15 protein-coding genes are annotated in these 15,839 nt (G+C 58.1%); 8 read left to right on the top strand and 7 right to left on the bottom strand.

Going from position 1 to position 15,839, the window contains the following annotated elements; translation table 11 throughout:
- Positions 1 to 12 precede the first annotated feature (12 nt).
- A complete protein-coding gene (locus tag Q6A51_RS15025) occupies positions 13 to 1,344 on the bottom strand; it encodes an MFS transporter (RefSeq protein WP_201019073.1) in 1,332 nt (443 codons plus the stop codon).
- Between the two features lie 611 nt (positions 1,345 to 1,955).
- Between Q6A51_RS15025 and quiC the strand changes: the two genes are divergently transcribed.
- The gene (quiC, locus tag Q6A51_RS15020; RefSeq protein ID WP_201019074.1) at positions 1,956 to 3,863 is read left to right on the top strand and encodes a 3-dehydroshikimate dehydratase QuiC; all 1,908 of its coding nucleotides are present in this window, start codon (positions 1,956 to 1,958) and stop codon (positions 3,861 to 3,863) included.
- Positions 3,864 to 3,963: 100 nt separating this feature from the next.
- Positions 3,964 to 4,635 carry a TetR family transcriptional regulator gene (locus tag Q6A51_RS15015; RefSeq protein WP_201006904.1) on the top strand — a complete coding sequence of 224 codons (672 nt, stop codon included), beginning with the start codon at positions 3,964 to 3,966 and terminating at the stop codon, positions 4,633 to 4,635.
- Between the two features lie 3 nt (positions 4,636 to 4,638).
- Here Q6A51_RS15015 and Q6A51_RS15010 read toward each other — a convergent pair whose 3' ends face one another.
- The gene (locus Q6A51_RS15010; RefSeq protein ID WP_304575133.1) at positions 4,639 to 5,493 is read right to left on the bottom strand and encodes a shikimate dehydrogenase; all 855 of its coding nucleotides are present in this window, start codon (positions 5,491 to 5,493) and stop codon (positions 4,639 to 4,641) included.
- A 204-nt stretch (positions 5,494 to 5,697) separates the two neighbouring features.
- Here Q6A51_RS15010 and Q6A51_RS15005 point away from each other — a divergent pair, with 204 nt between their 5' ends.
- The gene (locus tag Q6A51_RS15005) at positions 5,698 to 6,588 is read left to right on the top strand and encodes a pseudouridine synthase (protein ID WP_201006905.1); all 891 of its coding nucleotides are present in this window, start codon (positions 5,698 to 5,700) and stop codon (positions 6,586 to 6,588) included.
- A 176-nt stretch (positions 6,589 to 6,764) separates the two neighbouring features.
- Here Q6A51_RS15005 and Q6A51_RS15000 read toward each other — a convergent pair whose 3' ends face one another.
- Positions 6,765 to 6,989 carry a YgdI/YgdR family lipoprotein gene (locus tag Q6A51_RS15000; RefSeq protein WP_201006906.1) on the bottom strand — a complete coding sequence of 75 codons (225 nt, stop codon included), beginning with the start codon at positions 6,987 to 6,989 and terminating at the stop codon, positions 6,765 to 6,767.
- Between the two features lie 92 nt (positions 6,990 to 7,081).
- Positions 7,082 to 7,684, bottom strand: a complete 603-nt coding sequence (mobA, locus tag Q6A51_RS14995) for a molybdenum cofactor guanylyltransferase MobA (protein ID WP_304575132.1) — start codon at positions 7,682 to 7,684, stop codon at positions 7,082 to 7,084.
- Between the two features lie 76 nt (positions 7,685 to 7,760).
- Between mobA and moaB the strand changes: the two genes are divergently transcribed.
- From moaB to Q6A51_RS14980, 3 genes are all read left to right on the top strand, one after another.
- Positions 7,761 to 8,300 (top strand): molybdenum cofactor biosynthesis protein B, encoded by a 540-nt coding sequence (gene moaB, locus Q6A51_RS14990; RefSeq protein WP_201006908.1) that lies wholly within the window; start codon positions 7,761 to 7,763, stop codon positions 8,298 to 8,300.
- Positions 8,301 to 8,306: 6 nt separating this feature from the next.
- A complete protein-coding gene (locus Q6A51_RS14985; protein ID WP_201019076.1) occupies positions 8,307 to 9,515 on the top strand; it encodes a molybdopterin molybdotransferase MoeA in 1,209 nt (402 codons plus the stop codon).
- Positions 9,516 to 9,604: 89 nt separating this feature from the next.
- A complete protein-coding gene (locus Q6A51_RS14980) occupies positions 9,605 to 10,534 on the top strand; it encodes a glycosyltransferase family 2 protein (protein ID WP_304575131.1) in 930 nt (309 codons plus the stop codon).
- Between the two features lie 75 nt (positions 10,535 to 10,609).
- Here Q6A51_RS14980 and Q6A51_RS14975 read toward each other — a convergent pair whose 3' ends face one another.
- Positions 10,610 to 12,424 (bottom strand): monovalent cation:proton antiporter-2 (CPA2) family protein, encoded by a 1,815-nt coding sequence (locus tag Q6A51_RS14975; RefSeq protein WP_304575130.1) that lies wholly within the window; start codon positions 12,422 to 12,424, stop codon positions 10,610 to 10,612.
- A 217-nt stretch (positions 12,425 to 12,641) separates the two neighbouring features.
- Here Q6A51_RS14975 and Q6A51_RS14970 point away from each other — a divergent pair, with 217 nt between their 5' ends.
- Positions 12,642 to 12,830, top strand: a complete 189-nt coding sequence (locus Q6A51_RS14970) for a hypothetical protein (protein ID WP_201019077.1) — start codon at positions 12,642 to 12,644, stop codon at positions 12,828 to 12,830.
- A gap of 25 nt (positions 12,831 to 12,855) precedes the next feature.
- Here Q6A51_RS14970 and Q6A51_RS14965 read toward each other — a convergent pair whose 3' ends face one another.
- On the bottom strand, positions 12,856 to 13,248 hold the full coding sequence (locus Q6A51_RS14965; protein ID WP_201019078.1) for a Fe2+/Zn2+ uptake regulation protein: 393 nt from the start codon (positions 13,246 to 13,248) through the stop codon (positions 12,856 to 12,858).
- 266 nt (positions 13,249 to 13,514) lie between these two features.
- Complete coding sequence (locus Q6A51_RS14960) at positions 13,515 to 14,540, bottom strand: FecR family protein (RefSeq protein WP_304575129.1); 1,026 nt, start codon at positions 14,538 to 14,540, stop codon at positions 13,515 to 13,517.
- A gap of 217 nt (positions 14,541 to 14,757) precedes the next feature.
- Between Q6A51_RS14960 and Q6A51_RS14955 the strand changes: the two genes are divergently transcribed.
- Positions 14,758 to 15,789, top strand: coding sequence for an Ldh family oxidoreductase (locus Q6A51_RS14955; protein WP_304575128.1), 1,032 nt, complete (start codon positions 14,758 to 14,760; stop codon positions 15,787 to 15,789).
- The last annotated feature ends 50 nt before the right edge of the window (positions 15,790 to 15,839 follow it).

The raw sequence follows: 15,839 nt of genomic DNA, 5'->3' as shown, positions 1-15,839 counted from the left end.
TAAAACTGATTTTTATTGCTCGCTGATCTTCGGCACCTTGCGTGGTGCCATGAAGAACATCCAGGTCAGGGCAATGAAGTACATCGCCGGGATCATGGTGAACAGCACGTTGTAATTGTTGTTGGTGGCAGTCAGTACCGCGCCGACCAACTGGGTCATGAACATCCCGCCGATAGCCGCACACATCCCGCCGAAGCCGAATACAGTGCTCATCATGTGCTTGGGCGTGTAGTCCATCACCAGGCTCCAGATATTCGCTGTCCACGCCTGATGCGCACCCACTGCCACCGAGATGGCCAGTACGGCGATCCACAATCCGCTGGCATTGGCGGCGAAGATCACGCTACAGATGGTGATGGCGAAGATCAGCATCGATATCAGGCGTGCGGTGGTTGCCCGTACGCCACGTCCGATCAGCCAGGAAGACAGGATGCCACCACCGATGCTGCCGACGTCGGCAGTCAGCCAGATCAGGATCAGCGGAATACCCATTTGCGTGACGCTGATACCCAGGTTGTATTGCTGGTTGAGAAACGGCGGCAGCCAGTACAGGTAGAACCAGAACACAGGCGCAGTCAGCGAGTAGGCCACTGCGAACGCCCAGGTGCCGCGCATTTTCAGGATCTGCGAGAAGGGCACCTTGACCGGCTCAGGTTCGACTTCCTGATTGATGTAGTCCAGTTCGCTCTTGCGCAGGGTCGGGTGTTCTTCCGGGTTGTAATACTTCAGGCGCCAGATGATGACCCAGAACAGACCGAGCGAGCCCATGGCCACGAATGCAGCCTGCCAGCCCCAGACAGTCAGGATCAATGGCAACAGAGCAGGCGTCAGCATGGCGCCGACGTTGGTCCCGGCGTTGAAGATGCCGGTGGCCACTGCGCGTTCACCTGCCGGGAACCACAGGCGTGTGGTCTTGACGCAGGCCGGGTAGTTGGCGGCTTCGGTCAGGCCCAGAATGAAGCGGCAGACCATGAAACCGACAGCCGAAGTTGCCAGGCCGTGGGCACCGGTTGCCAGGCTCCACAGCAGCACGGCCAGGAAAAAGGCGCGCTTGACGCCGACCCGGTCAATGAACCTGCCTTGCAGCACGAAGCCCACCGCATAGCCGACCTGGAACCAGAAGTTGATATTGGCGTAGTCCATCGCCGTCCAGCTCATTTCCTTGGCCAGGATTGGCTGCATGACACCAAGGGCTGCACGGTCGATGTAGTTCAGGGTGGTGGCGAAGAACACCAGGGCAAGCATGCCCCAGCGGGTCTTGCCTACAGCCATGGCACCACGAATCTTTTCGCCGATGCCCGCCCGGGCAGCCCGGGCGACGGGGTTGGTTTGGGTGTTGATCATGATGTTCTAACCATCCGTTCCAAGACTGTGCAGTTCGCTACAGTCGGACTTGAGAAGTCCACTCGACTCAGGCGCTGTACATGTAAAAAAGTGACGTCGTTGAATCGTTATGCCAGTGGCCATTTACGCACGGGCATCTTCTGGACGATTTGACGGGCCAGCATCTTACAGGTTGAACCCTTCGAGTGCGCTGGGTTGATTCAGGCGTCGATGGGTCGGGTCGTGGGAACGACCGACAGGTATCGTCGGTCCAGTGACCGGGTATGGCGTATCGAGATGGGGGCGGACGGCGCAAGGAGGGTCGACATGAGCAATATTCCTGTTTTTTGAAATTGTTATGGGGTTGTTGCCGTGAAGCTGAAAACAGACACGAGGTGATCCTGTAATGTGTGGCAGATGGTGAGGACTGATCGAAACAGCGTCAATCGAGGAAAATGGCTTTTGTTCGATAATCGAACGCAAAACTAACCGGTTCGTACACTTTCTGTTGATCTGGCATTTTGACAGGGAAATACTTTACTCGCACCCCTGAATGAGGCCGAGTCAGGCCTAGAATGCGGTGCTGTCCAGTCACGACCCGAAGAGGTTGTGCTCATCCAGGAGCTCAAAGCATGCAGCGTTCTATTGCCACCGTATCCCTGAGCGGTACTCTGCCGGAAAAGCTCGAAGCCGTTGCTGCAGCGGGTTTCGATGGGGTAGAGATTTTCGAGAACGACCTTTTGTATTACGACGGCAGCCCGCGCAACGTCAGGCAGATCTGCGCCGACCTGGGCATCGCCATCACCTTGTTCCAGCCGTTTCGTGATTTTGAAGGCTGCCGTCGTGACCGCCTTCAGCGTAATGTCGATCGTGCCGAACGCAAGTTCGATCTTATGCAGGAACTGGGCACCGACCTGGTGCTGGTCTGCAGCAATGCCGCCGCCGATTCGGTGGGCGATGAAAATATCCTGCTGGATGACCTGAGCCTGCTGGCCGAGCGTGCCGGTGCGCGTAACCTGCGGGTGGGCTATGAAGCCCTGGCCTGGGGTCGCCATGTAAATACCTGGCAACAGGTCTGGAATCTCGTACGTCAGGTTGATCACCCGGCGCTGGGCGTATTGCTCGACAGCTTCCACACCTTGTCACTCAAGGGCGATCCAAGTGCCATTGCACAGATTCCCGGCGACAAGATCTTTTTCGTGCAAATGGCCGATGCGCCGATCCTGGCCATGGACGTGCTGGAGTGGAGCCGGCATTTTCGCTGCTTCCCCGGGCAAGGCGAGTTCGACCTGCCGGGCTTTCTGGCCCCGATCCTGCGCAGTGGTTACACCGGCCCTCTGTCGCTGGAAGTCTTCAACGACGGTTTTCGGGCTGCACCGACACGTGCCAACGCTGCTGACGGTTTTCGCTCCTTGCTCTACCTGGAAGAAAAAACCCGCCAACTCCTGGCCCGGGAGGCCGAACCGGTTGCTTCCGAAATCCTCTTCAACCCGCCGCCTGCCAGCACCTACAGTGGCGTCGAGTTTCTTGAGTTCGCGGTTGATGAAACGCAGGGCGCGCGCTTGTCCGGCTGGCTGGAGCGCCTCGGTTTTGCGCGCTTGGGGCAGCACCGTTCCAAGGCTGTGAGCCTGCTGGGGCAGGGCGATATCAAGATTGTGCTCAATGCTGAACCCTATTCCTTTGCCCACAGCTTTTTCGAGGCCCATGGCCCTTCGTTGTGCGCCACTGCCTTGCGAGTGGATGATGGCAACAGGGCGCTGGAGCGTGCGCGAGCGTTCAAGGGCCAACCCTACCGTGGGTTGGTCGGGCCGAACGAGCGGGAAATCCCTTCAGTGCGTGCGCCCGATGGCAGCCTGATCTATCTGGTCCAGGGCGCGGAGCCTGGCCAGTCGATCTATGACATCGATTTTGTCGTCGATCCCAAAACCAGAGATCAGGGCGGCCTGCAGCGCATTGACCACATGGCCATGGCGCTACCGGCAGACAGTCTCGATAGCTGGGTGCTGTTCTACAAGAGCCTGCTGGATTTCGAGGCCGATGACGAAGTGGTGCTTCCCGATCCTTACGGGCTGGTCAAAAGCCGTGCATTGCGCAGCCGTTGCAGCACGATTCGCTTGCCGCTGAACATTTCGGAAAATCGCAACACCGCGATTTCCCATGCCTTGTCGAGTTATCGTGGCTCCGGCGTGCATCACATCGCGTTCTCGTGCGAAGACATCTTTGCCGAAGTCCGTCGTGCCAAGGAGGCAGGCGTGCCTTTGCTGGACATCCCGCTCAACTATTACGATGACCTGGCCGCACGTTTCGACTTTGATGACGAGTTCCTCAGCGAGCTGGCCTATTACAACGTGCTGTACGATCGCGATGCACAGGGCGGCGAACTGTTCCACGTCTATACCGATGCCTTCGACGGGCGTTTCTTCTTCGAGATTCTGCAACGCAAGAACGATTACGTCGGTTATGGCGCGGCCAACGTTCCGGTGCGGCTGGCGGCCATGGCCAAGGCCCGTAATGTGGCGGCGCGCCAGGCACGTCTCTGACCCTTGATACCGGGCTGCGCAGCACAGGAGTGCTTCGCAGCTTCCCTCCATCCATTACGAGCTTCATAATCCGGGATTCAACCGTGGTCGTGAGCGAATAATGAAAAAAACTGCCGACTCCGCGGCCATCGAGCCAGTCGATGTGCTGCGCAAGAGCCGCAAGAACAATCCGGAGAAAACCCGCGAGGATATCCTGCAGGCGGCCATCGTCGAGTTCGTTGCCTATGGGTTGACCGGGGCACGGGTCGATGCCATCGCCGAGCGCACCAAGACGTCGAAACGGATGATCTATTACTACTTCGGTAGCAAGGAGCAGCTGTACGTTGAAGTGCTGGAAAAACTCTACGGCGATATCCGCACCACCGAAAGCCAGTTGAATCTGGGCGAACTCGAACCGGTAGAGGCCATCCACCGGGTTGTTGAGTTCACCTTCGATCACCATGACCGCAATGTCGATTTCGTGCGGATCGTGTGCATCGAAAACATCCACAACGGCGAGAACGTCAAACAATCCGATTCGATCCAGGCCAAGAGCCAGAACATCATCCGGGCGCTGGACGATATTCTGCGGCGTGGGGAGTCGCTGGGGTTGTTCCGCGAAGGTGTCCATCCGGTGGACCTGCACCTGATGATCAGTTCGTTCTGCTTCTATCGCATTTCCAACCGCCACACGTTCAGCGAGATATTCCAGATCGAACTGTGGAGCGATGAAGTCAGGCAGCGTCACAAAACCATGATCTGTGACGCTGTCCTGAGTTATCTCAAGCGCTGAGCCTTACAGGCTGTGAAAGTGGCTCATCATGCGTTCTGCATCGGCGGGGTGGCCACTGAACAGCTCGAAGGCCTTGACCGCCTGAAAGACGGCCATGGTTGAGCCATCGAGCGTGCGGCAACCCAGGGCGCGTGCGTGTTTGAGCAGTTCGGTTTCCAGCGGGAAGTAAATGATTTCCGCGACCCACAACTCAGGGCGCAGCAGTTCTACCGGCAATGGCGTACCAGGCAACTTGGCCATGCCCACGGGTGTGGTGTTGACCAGCCCGTCGGCTTCGGCCATTGCGCCAGGCAGATCGATGCCCACCTGAGCCCGGCCTGCGCCGAAAAACGTATTGAGGTTATCGACCAGGCCTCGGGCACGTTCAGGCTCTACCTCGAACACACTCAAGCGTTGCACGCCTGCACTGAGCAGCGCATGGGCCACGGCTGCACCCGCACCTCCCGCGCCCATCTGCACCACATGCTGACGCGGTGCCTCAGCCAGACCGCGCTGCAACCCTTCGGCAAAACCCAGGCAATCGGTGTTATGGCCGATGCGCTTGCCATCCTTGAACACCACGGTGTTGACCGCGCCTATGCCGCGAGCTTCATCGGAGAGTTCGTCCAGCAACGGGATGACCGCCTGCTTGCAGGGGAATGTGATGTTCAGGCCCGTGAAGCCGCTGTTCTGGGCACCTTCCAGCAAGCGGGGCAGCGCGTTGATGTCCAGCTTGAGAGTGTCGATATCGATCAGTCGATACAGATAGCGAAAGCCCTGCGCATCGCCTTCATGCTCATGCATCGACGGGGTCCGTGAGGCCTGGATACCCGAGCCGATCAAGCCTGCGAGAATGGACGGTTTTTCAATCTGGGTCATGACTTTCTGTCTCTTGTTTTGGCGTCACTGCCCGGTGTCGGGCAAAGATTCCAGCAAAATGTACCAGATGGTTCAAAGTGCCGCAGTTTCTATCTCGGGGCCTGTGGTGATTTCGTTCGGTTATCGCCCGGATAGCGGGGATCAAGCCCTTGAGGGATAATGCCGGGCCAGTCGTTCCAGCTTTCTCAAGAGTCATACCCACGCATGTCCGAGTCCGTCTTCGTTGCCGCACATAACCAAGCCAGTACCCTGTATCTGCCGCCCGGCCCATGGGTGACGGTACTCGACTGCCTGTGCGCGCGATTCACTGCCATCAGTCGTGAGCAATGGCTGGACCGCATCGCCCGCGGCAGGGTGCTGGATGCCAATGGCATGCCTGTGTCGTCCGATCTGGCGTATCGCGAAGGCCTGAAGATTCACTACTTTCGCGAAGTCCCGAACGAAACGCCGATCCCGGTCGTGGAAACGATCCTGTACGCCGACGAGCATCTGGTGGTGGCCGACAAGCCCCCGTTTCTACCGGTTACGCCTGCTGGAGAATATGTCGAGCAAACCCTGCTGCGAAGGTTGATCCATCGGCTGGATAACCCGGATCTGGTTCCGCTGCACCGCATCGACCGGCATACCAGCGGGCTGGTGCTGTTTTCGGCCAACAAGCAAAGCCGCTCGGCCTATCAGGCGTTGTTTCCCACCCGAAAGATCGACAAGCGTTATGAAGCTATCGCACCTGCGCTGCCCGAACTTGAGTTTCCTCGGGTACATGAGAGCCGGCTGGTGGATGGCGAGCCGTTTTTCCGCATGCAGGAAGGGCCTGGCGCAAGCAATACCCAGACCCGCATCGAAGTCCGTGAGCGCAACGGGGAGTTATGGCGCTACGGGCTTTATCCGGTGACCGGCAAGAAGCACCAGTTGCGTGTGCATATGGCGGCGCTGGGTGCGGCGATCTGCAATGATCCGTTCTATCCCGAGGTCATCAAGGATGCAGTCGATGATCATGATCGGCCATTGAAGCTTCTGGCCCAGGGGTTGCGTTTTATCGATCCGGTAAGCGGAGAGCCTCGCGAGTTCGAGAGCCTGCTGAAACTTGATTGGTAAGCACAGGCAGGACCGGCTTCAGCCGGGAAGAGGCTTGTACATTCAGCCCTTATTGCCAGTTCACTACCGCCTTCCCGACTGAAGTCGGTCCTACAGGGAAGGGTGTGGAATTGTGGGAGCCAATAAAAAACCCGCCATCGATGCGATTGGCGGGTTTTTTCTACATCACGTCCGGATTACAGATCCTTGACGGTACGTACCTGATCCTTGTTGACACGAGTCTGCTTGCCATCGAGTTGCTTGAACTCGTAGAAGCCTGAGTCTTCATCGTAGTGAGGTGTATCGACAGACTGGATTTCACGGCCATCATTCAAGGTGATTACAGTTGGGGATGCACAGCCCGCGAGGGAGGCAATGCCCAGTGCCAGCAAAAAGGCGGCAGGAAGAGTGTGTTGTTTCATGACAGTGTCTCCGGATGGACTCTTGGTAATGGCTTGTTTTGCAAGCTAGTGACTCTCAGACGTATACACCCTTTGCAAGTTCCGTGAAAAGTTCACAGAGCCTGATCATTGATCTGGCTCAGCAGGTCTGGCGTATTGAAATTGGCCAGACGCGGGTCGCCAGCCTCAAGTTGCAGGGCCACAGGCTGCAAGTGTGCCATGGCCCGGCGCGGGCTGCGTTCACCACTTTGCCAGGCGTTTTCAAGGGCTGCGGCATGGGCGGTCGGGATGATGCAGAGCAGGGGTTGCCAGTGCTCGCCTTCGCGGATTATGACCGGATGGCCGGGGTGCTCGAACGCGGTCTTGCGCAGTGCCTGCAATAGCGAGCTGTCGATCAGCGGTACGTCACAGGGCAATACCAGCAGGTATTCATGCCGTGCAAGGGGCAGGGCGGCGCGGATACCGGCCAGTGGCCCCGAAAAGTCGGTGTTATCGTCCTGAACCAGTTGATCGGCGTAAGCGGCATAACGCTCAAGGTTGCGGTTGCAGGATACGATCAAGTCATCGGTCAAGGGGCGTGTCAGGCGATGCAGATGTTGAATCAAGGGCTCGCCTTGCCACTCGACCAGGCCTTTGTCGCGCCCGCCCATGCGTTGTCCCTGACCTCCGGCCAGCAACAGGATCGAGCAGGATGGCAGGGCAGTACCAACATTCATCAAAGACTCACCGGGCAGTCAAAAGGAGTGCTGTGATATAACACCGGCCTGTTTCCTTAACAACCGGATCTAGGCCATGAAAGCCAAGGCTGACACACCTTTTGTACCTTTGAATATCGCTGTTCTGACCGTCAGCGATACCCGCACCTTCGAGACCGACACGTCGGGACAGATGTTCGTCGATCGTCTGACCGAAGCCGGTCACGGCTTGATCGAGCGTGTGCTGCTCAAGGATGACCTGTACAGGATTCGTGCGCAGGTCGCGACCTGGATTGCCGATGAGCAGGTCCAGGTGGTGCTGATCACCGGTGGCACCGGGTTTACCGGGCGTGACAGCACGCCGGAAGCCGTGAGCTGCCTGCTGGACAAACAGGTCGATGGCTTCGGTGAGCTGTTCCGGCAGATTTCCGTACCGGACATCGGCACCTCGACCATCCAGTCCCGCGCCTTGGCCGGTCTGGCCAACGGTACGCTGGTCTGCTGCCTGCCGGGCTCCACCAATGCAGTGCGTACTGCCTGGGACGGTATTCTGTCCCAACAACTGGATTCGCGTTTCCGCCCGTGCAATTTCGTGCCACACCTCAAGCAGGCCGAGCCCTGCGCCACTCGTGGTTGATCGAGCATGAACGCACCTCAGGCCTTGATGCCTGTCGAACAAGCCCTTGCGCGCCTGATGGAAATGGCCGAAGCCTCGCCCATCACCGAGCACGAGCGGGTTTCTCTGGCTGAAGCTCAAGGGCGTGTATTGGCGGTGGATCTGATATCCACCCTCGACCTGCCACCCTGGCCCAACAGCGCCATGGATGGTTACGCCTTGCGTCTGGCTGACTGGACCGGCGAGCCGCTGCCGGTCAGCCAGCGTATCTTCGCCGGGCAGGCGCCCGAACCGCTGGCTGCCGGTACCTGCGCGCGCATCTTTACCGGCGCTCCCATGCCGCAAGGTGCCGATTGCGTTGAAATGCAGGAAAACGCCGAAGTCCTGCAAGACCAGCGCGTGCGCTTTACCGAGCCGCTGAAGCCTGGACAGAACATCCGTCCTCAAGGGCAGGAAACCACGATCGGTGACAAGGTGCTGGCGGCCGGTACTCGCCTGGGGCCTATAGAACTCGGGCTCGCGGCGTCCCTGGGGCTGGCTGGACTGGATGTCATACGCCGTGTCCGGGTTGCCGTGCTGTCCACCGGCGATGAGTTGATCGAGCCAGGCCAGCCGTTGGGGCCAGGGCAGATCTATAACAGTAATCGCGTGTTGCTGTGCAGTTGGTTGAAGCGCCTTGAATGCGAGGTTCTGGATGCGGGTATCCTGCCGGACGATCTGGAAAAGACCCGTGCCGCATTGGCCGGGCTTGATGGGGTCGATCTGATCCTGTCCACGGGCGGTGTTTCTGTCGGGGAGGCTGACTTCCTTGGCCATGCATTGCGTGAAGAGGGTGAGCTGTCACTGTGGAAACTGGCAATCAAGCCGGGCAAACCACTGACCTTCGGCCATTTTCGTGGCGTGCCGGTAATCGGCCTGCCGGGCAATCCGGCCTCCACGCTGGTCACTTTCGCGCTACTGGCCCGAGCCTATCTGTTGCGTCGCATGGGAGTGGCAGATGTCACGCCCATGCAGTTTCCGGTACCGGCCGGGTTCGTCTGGCGCAAGGCGGGCAATCGTCGCGAATACCTGCGCGGTCGTCTTGAGCAAGGGCGTGCCGTGGCCTACAGCAACCAAAGCTCGGGCGTGCTGCGCAGTGCGGCATGGGCAGACGGGCTGATCGAGGTTCGCGAAGGCACCACGGTCGCTGAAGGGGACTGGATCAACTTCATTCCCTTGAGCGAGGTATTGGGCTGACTGCATTCGAATGGTCGTCCGGCGAGGCATGAGCTACCCTCAAACACGCTGACAGATTGGGCATCAGGATTTTGCTCTGGAGTATTGTTATGCCGTCTTTGAGAGTGGCTTGTGTCATTCCGACCTATAACGGGCGCAAGGATCTGGAGCGCCTGCTGGATTCACTGGCGACCCAGACCGCCACGTTCGACACCCTGATCGTGGATTCCAGCTCTTCGGATGGCACCCTGGAACTGGCGCGTTCACGTTGCGCCAATGTGATCCGTATCGATAGCAAGGATTTCAATCACGGCGGCACCCGGCAGATGATGGTCGAGCTCAACCCCGACTACGACATCTACGTCTACATGACCCAGGATGCCTATGTTGAAGACATCAATGCCATCGCCAATATCGTGCTGCCATTCGCTGATCCCAGGGTAGGCGCAGTGTGCGGGCGGCAGTTGCCCCACAAGGATGCCAACCTGCTGGCGCAGCATGCACGATTATTCAATTACCCTGCGACTTCCCGGATCAAGACCCTCGAAGATGCCGGAACTCTGGGCATCAAGACACCGTTCATGTCGAACTCATTCGCGGCATATCGTCGTGAGGCGTTGCTGGCGATTGGTGGTTTCCCACGACATGTGATCCTGTCCGAAGACATGTATGTCACGGCCAAGATGCTGCTCGACGGCTGGAAAATCGCCTACGAAGGTTCGGCAGTGTGCAGGCATTCGCACAATTACACCTTGCGCGAGGAGTTTTGCCGTTACTTCGATATTGGCGTGTTCCAGTCCCGCGAGTCCTGGATCTATGAAACCTTTGGTGGTGTTGCGGGCGAGGGGATGCGCTACGTGAAGTCGGAGCTTGCCTTTCTGGGCAAGCGCCGTTTTCTACTCTGGCCACTGTCTTTCGTACGCAACGCCCTCAAGCTGCTGGCCTACAAATTGAGCAAACAGGAAAAGCGTTTGCCCAGGGGCTTGAAGAAAAAGCTCGGCATGCACAAGCGGTATTGGGACAGCCCGTATGCCGAGTAGGAGGTTTTCGCGACTGAGCGGAGCGCCGCCCGATTCGCTCCCACACAATTGCGTAGGAGCGACTTCAGTCGCGAATCAGGACTTGCCCGACTCTTCTTCCTGACGATCCGCCTCGAACAACTGCGCCAGTTCCTTCCGGGCTTCCCGTGCGGTTTGCAGAAGTTTGGCTTCGTCGTCATACACCAGATGTTGCGCAGCCAGCACCTGTTCGTCGTGGCGCTTGAAGCGGCTGATCCGTGCATCGGCCTGAGCCTGGCTCAAACCAAGGCCGAGCAGGGTCTGACGGCTCATTTCCAGGCTGGAGTAGAAGGTTTCACGTACTGCCTGGGCGCCCACGTCGATCAGGCGATGAACGTGCTGACGGTTACGGGCGCGGGCAATGATCTTCATGTCCGGGTACAGCTTGCGGATCAGCTCGGCGGTCTTGATGTTGGTGTCGGGATCGTCGGTGGCGATGATAAAGAACTCTGCTTCATGCACCTTGGCCGCACGCAGGATTTCCGGTTTCAGCGGGTCACCGTAGAACACCGGCACATTGCCGAAGCTGCGCGAAAACTCAATGGATTCCACGGCAGTATCCAGCGCCACGAAAGGGATATTCTGCGCACGCAGAATACGCGCCACGATCTGGCCCATACGGCCCATGCCGGCAATCACCACGCGAGGGCTGTCGGTATTGATATCGCGATACTCGTCCGGCACATCGACAGGTCTGGCCTTGGGCTTGATCCAGCGAGCCATGGCCATGAACAGCAGCGGCGTCATGGCCATGGAGAGAGTAATGGCCAGGATCAGAATGTCGTACAGCGCGGGTTCGAACAGGCCTTGCTGGTTGCCGATCTTGAAGACGACGAAAGCGAACTCGCCACCTGCGGCCAGCACCAGCCCCAGGCTCAGAGCATTCTGTTTACTCAACCCGCCTGCCAGACGCCCGATGAAAAACAGCAGCGGAAACTTCAGGGCAATCAGCAGAAATGTCAGCCCCAGTACCGTCACTGGTGAACTGAACAACAGGCTGATATTGGCGCCCATTCCGACACTGATGAAAAACAGCCCCAGCAACAGGCCTTTGAAAGGCTCGATCTGAGCTTCAAGTTCGTGCCGGTATTCGGAGTCGGCCAGCAGCAGGCCGGCCAGGAATGCGCCCAGCGCCATGGACACGCCTACCAGCTCCATCAGCCAGGCAGTGCCAATCACCACCAGCAAGGCAGTGGCAGTCGATACTTCCTGGATTTTGGTCTTGGCCACGATGCGAAACACCGGGCGCAACAGATAACGTCCGCCGACCACCACAATTGCGATGCTGCCCAGGACTTGCAGGCTGTGACGCAGGCTTTCATGGGGGCTCAAGTCGTGCTCATGGCTGGTACCGGCCAGCAGTGGGACCATGGCAATCAACGGGATGGCAGCGATGTCCTGAAACAGCAGAATGGCAAACGCCAGTCGCCCATGGGGACTGTTCAGTTCCTTGCGCTCGGCCAGGCTTTGCAGGCCAAAGGCGGTCGAGGACAACGCAAGCCCCAGACCCAGCACCACAGCCGTATTGATGGGTTGCTCGAAAGCCAGCAGGGCAACGCAGCCAATCACCAGGCCGGTCAGCAGAACTTGTGCCATGCCGACCCCGAAGACTGCCTTGCGCATCACCCATAAACGTTTGGGCGACAGTTCCAGGCCGATGATGAACAGCAGCAACACCACCCCGAGTTCGGAAATGTGGCTGACGCTTTCCGGATTGCCGATCAGTTTGAGCACCGAAGGGCCGATGATGACGCCCGCGAATAAATAGCCCAGCACGGCGCCCAGTTGCAGGCGCTTGGCCAGCGGAACAGTCAATACAGCGGCGAGCAGGAACACGACTGCGGCCTGTAGCAGGCTGCCTTCATGGGGCATGTTGAAACTCCTTGGCAAGTCATGAACAGTCGATAAACGACATTGAAGGGCGGCATTAAACCATGCGTGATTCACACGGCAATGTTCAATTGTGCTCTGTGACTGTCAAAGAGGCGGTGATGAGGCGGGGGGAGCCGTGCCAGAAACGGCACATCGGCGTACCATATGCGGGCATTTGCGTAGAGCCAATGCTATTCAGAGAACTCAGGAAGCCGTTATGACCAACAAGCAGCGTTTGATTTACTCCATTCTGATTGCCCTGTCCGTGCTGGCGATCATGCTGGGCCTGTCGCATCTGCAGAACAGTGGGGTGCTCAGCGAGAAGGCCTTTCAATACATTGCAATAAGCGTGGCTGTCGTGGTGGTCATTCTGAACGGCATCATGCGGCGCAAGGTCAGGAACTGAGACTCGCTGCCCTCGCATCTACACATTACGGGGTGCAATTCTTGTTCGATTCGTTGAGCCATTCCCAGGCGCGAGGATGAAGGCTGTAGGTCTTGTCCGCATTTAGATTGATCACGCCTTCATCGCACAGGCGCTTGAGCACTTCGCGCACACTGAGAAAGGACAACGGCACATCGAGCCGCAGCAGCTGGCTGTGCACACCCCGCACACCCAGCGGCTGACCTTCGTCATTGGCGGCCAGCAGTGCGTCCAGAACCTTCAGCCTGACCAGGCTTGTGCGCAGGCCAAAACTTTTCAGCAGCAGCCTTATATGTTCGTTGCCCGGGCGATCGGTTTCTGCGGCGGGTGACTCTGACTGGGCAGAGAGGGCCGTCTGCCGGAGCATCGTGCGGGTTGTAATTCCTTGACGATTGAACATGCGCAAACTCCTTTTCAGGCTTTTTCAGTGCGGCTCATTGGGTTGTGTAAACGAAACTCATTTACTAAGACGAACGAGCGCCTGAAAAACTCATCTTTGAATGCAAAAAAAACATAAAAACGTCATTTGGACAGGGTAGGGGCCGTCGAAAAAACAGCCTGCACATCCTGATCGGACCGAAATCATACCGGGGTATTATTCAAAAATACGTGAAAATGCTTCGCATTTACATCTGTTGCGTAGGAAATTTTGCGGGGATATGAAGATCAGCTCTTCGGTGTTACCGGCGAGCGCTTGTTGAGGACCGGGTTGCCTTCCTGATTCTGGGTGATGAATACCGGCAGTACCTTGGGCAGTGATGCCAGCAGGCTCGACATGTCATGAGTGTTGTAGCTGCCACCCAGGCGAATTGCGCCAGTGGCGTTATCGGCCAGCAGGATTGGCGTAGGAAGGTAGCGGTTTATCAACGGCAAGGCCTGGCTCAACGGCATGTCATTGAAGATCAGCTTGCCATTGCGCCACGCAAGGCTGGTATCGCCTGCAAGGGTGTCGCTGACTTTTGGCTGGAAATCACCCGGTTTGTAACTGGCCTGCATGCCGGGGTCCAGACGGTAACCGGTGCCCGGTTGCGAACGGTCACTGCTGACCTGTACCGAACCATCCACCAGAGTGACCCGCACCTGCTCCTGATACATCCAGACATTGAAGCGGGTCCCCGTCACCTTGACGCTGCCTTGCCCGGCGCTGACCACGAAGGGGTGAGTGCTGTCATGGCTGACTTCGAAGAACGCCTCGCCCTTTTGCAGGGTGACACTGCGACGGTCCTTGTAGTTGGCGTAAGTCAGTTGCGTACCCAGGTTCAGCTCGACTCGGCTGCCATCGGCCATGGTGACGACCCGTGTAGCATCCTGTGCTTCATAGGTGTCGTAAGCATTGGGGAGCCAGCCTTGATTCCAGCCGGTAATGCCCGCCAGAGGAATTGCCAGGGCCGCGATGGTGGCGGCAGCGGCGTAATGGCGGCGAAAGCGATTGCGATAAGGCGTTGCCCTGGGCGCTTGAGGCTTCAGCTCGACCACCGGGGCCGGATTGGCAGGCGTGACCTGCTCGGAGATATCCCATATCTCCAGCATCGCTTCGTATTCGATCGCATGCTGTGGATGGGCATTGAACCACTGGTTGAAAACCTTTCGCTCGGCATCCGTGCAGTCGTCAGCATGCAGGCGCATGCACCAATGCGCGGCGGCATCGGTTATTGCGTCATATTCTGCTTCGCTGAGGATGGGGGCGTTCATTGGCTCTCCGGTCTGTACCGTTGGCGCATTCTACCTCTTGATCTCCATTGGAGAGAACAATGTATGGCTATTGAGTATCAGGCGGAGGATTATTTCATCGTGAATGTGATCGGCTCTCATTGATGTAAAAATGCTGTTGAAAGTTTTTTCGCGTGGCACCAGGCAGTATTTTTACATGCACTGATACTTGTTCTTTCAACCGACGCAGGAGTTTCAGATGCCCGCAATTCGTGACAATGATCAGGTTCAGGCGGTTTCGTATTCGCAGTTGGCCGACCTGCTTTTCCAGATATTTCTGGCCCACGGCACTTCGCCGCAGGTCGCTCGTGTGTTGTCCGAAAACTGTGCCAGTGCGCAGCGTGACGGTTCTCACAGCCATGGCATCTTTCGTATTCCGGGCTACTTGTCGTCGCTGGCCAGTGGTTGGGTCGATGGTCAGGCCGTGCCTGTTGTCGAAGATGTCGCGGCTGCCTTCGTAAGAGTCGATGCCGCCAATGGTTTTGCCCAGCCCGCCCTGGAGGCTGCCCGTTCATTGCTGATTGAAAAGGTCAGGATTGCGGGGATTGCGATTCTGGCCATCCGCAACTCCCATCATTTTGCGGCGCTATGGCCGGATGTCGAGCCTTTTGCCCAGCAAGGCCTTGTCGCGCTGAGTGTGGTCAACAGCATGACCTGCGTTGTGCCCCATGGCGCGCAAAAGCCACTGTTTGGCACCAATCCGATTGCTTTCGCGGCTCCCCGTGTGGATGGCGAGCCCATAGTGTTCGATCTCGCCACCAGCGCCATTGCCCACGGCGATGTCCAGATTGCTGTGCGGGAAGGGCGGATGCTGCCACCGGGCATGGGCGTGGATCGCAACGGGCAGCCAACCGAAGACCCCAAGGCCATTCTCGATGGTGGAGCGCTGTTACCGTTTGGCGGCTACAAGGGCTCAGCACTGTCCATGATGGTGGAACTGCTGGCGGCAGGGCTGACAGGCGGGAATTTTTCGTTCGGGTTCGACTGGTCGAAACACCCCGGCGCGCAGACACCCTGGACAGGGCAGTTGCTGATTGTCATCGATCCGGACAGAGGCAGTGGCCAGCAGTTCGCGCAGCGTAGCGAGGAGCTTGTCCGTCAGATGCAGGGAGTAGGACAGGAGCGTATTCCCGGTGACCGCCGCTATGTCCAGCGAGCCCGATCGCTGGTTGACGGCATCGCTATCGACCGTAGTGACTGGGAGCGCCTGCGAGTACTGGCCGGGCTTTGATTCTGCCGGGGACAGAGAATGACCATTCGTCGCAAGCAGGCTTGTGCCGG

Source organism: Pseudomonas serbiensis (assembly GCF_030580745.1).
Taxonomy (GTDB): domain Bacteria; phylum Pseudomonadota; class Gammaproteobacteria; order Pseudomonadales; family Pseudomonadaceae; genus Aquipseudomonas; species Aquipseudomonas serbiensis.
This window is presented reverse-complemented; position numbering and strand designations above follow the sequence as displayed.

Coding starts and splice junctions, on each gene's coding strand:
- Q6A51_RS14955 (WP_304575128.1), top strand. CDS start 14,758: ATGCCCGCAATTCGTGACAATGATCAGGTTCAGGCGGTTTCGTATTCG.
- Q6A51_RS15000 (WP_201006906.1), bottom strand. CDS start 6,989: ATGAAACAACACACTCTTCCTGCCGCCTTTTTGCTGGCACTGGGCATT.
- Q6A51_RS14985 (WP_201019076.1), top strand. CDS start 8,307: ATGAACGCACCTCAGGCCTTGATGCCTGTCGAACAAGCCCTTGCGCGC.
- Q6A51_RS15010 (WP_304575133.1), bottom strand. CDS start 5,493: ATGACCCAGATTGAAAAACCGTCCATTCTCGCAGGCTTGATCGGCTCG.
- moaB (WP_201006908.1), top strand. CDS start 7,761: ATGAAAGCCAAGGCTGACACACCTTTTGTACCTTTGAATATCGCTGTT.
- Q6A51_RS14960 (WP_304575129.1), bottom strand. CDS start 14,540: ATGAACGCCCCCATCCTCAGCGAAGCAGAATATGACGCAATAACCGAT.
- Q6A51_RS14980 (WP_304575131.1), top strand. CDS start 9,605: ATGCCGTCTTTGAGAGTGGCTTGTGTCATTCCGACCTATAACGGGCGC.
- Q6A51_RS14965 (WP_201019078.1), bottom strand. CDS start 13,248: ATGTTCAATCGTCAAGGAATTACAACCCGCACGATGCTCCGGCAGACG.
- Q6A51_RS14970 (WP_201019077.1), top strand. CDS start 12,642: ATGACCAACAAGCAGCGTTTGATTTACTCCATTCTGATTGCCCTGTCC.
- Q6A51_RS15005 (WP_201006905.1), top strand. CDS start 5,698: ATGTCCGAGTCCGTCTTCGTTGCCGCACATAACCAAGCCAGTACCCTG.
- Q6A51_RS15015 (WP_201006904.1), top strand. CDS start 3,964: ATGAAAAAAACTGCCGACTCCGCGGCCATCGAGCCAGTCGATGTGCTG.
- Q6A51_RS14975 (WP_304575130.1), bottom strand. CDS start 12,424: ATGCCCCATGAAGGCAGCCTGCTACAGGCCGCAGTCGTGTTCCTGCTC.
- Q6A51_RS15025 (WP_201019073.1), bottom strand. CDS start 1,344: ATGATCAACACCCAAACCAACCCCGTCGCCCGGGCTGCCCGGGCGGGC.
- mobA (WP_304575132.1), bottom strand. CDS start 7,684: ATGAATGTTGGTACTGCCCTGCCATCCTGCTCGATCCTGTTGCTGGCC.
- quiC (WP_201019074.1), top strand. CDS start 1,956: ATGCAGCGTTCTATTGCCACCGTATCCCTGAGCGGTACTCTGCCGGAA.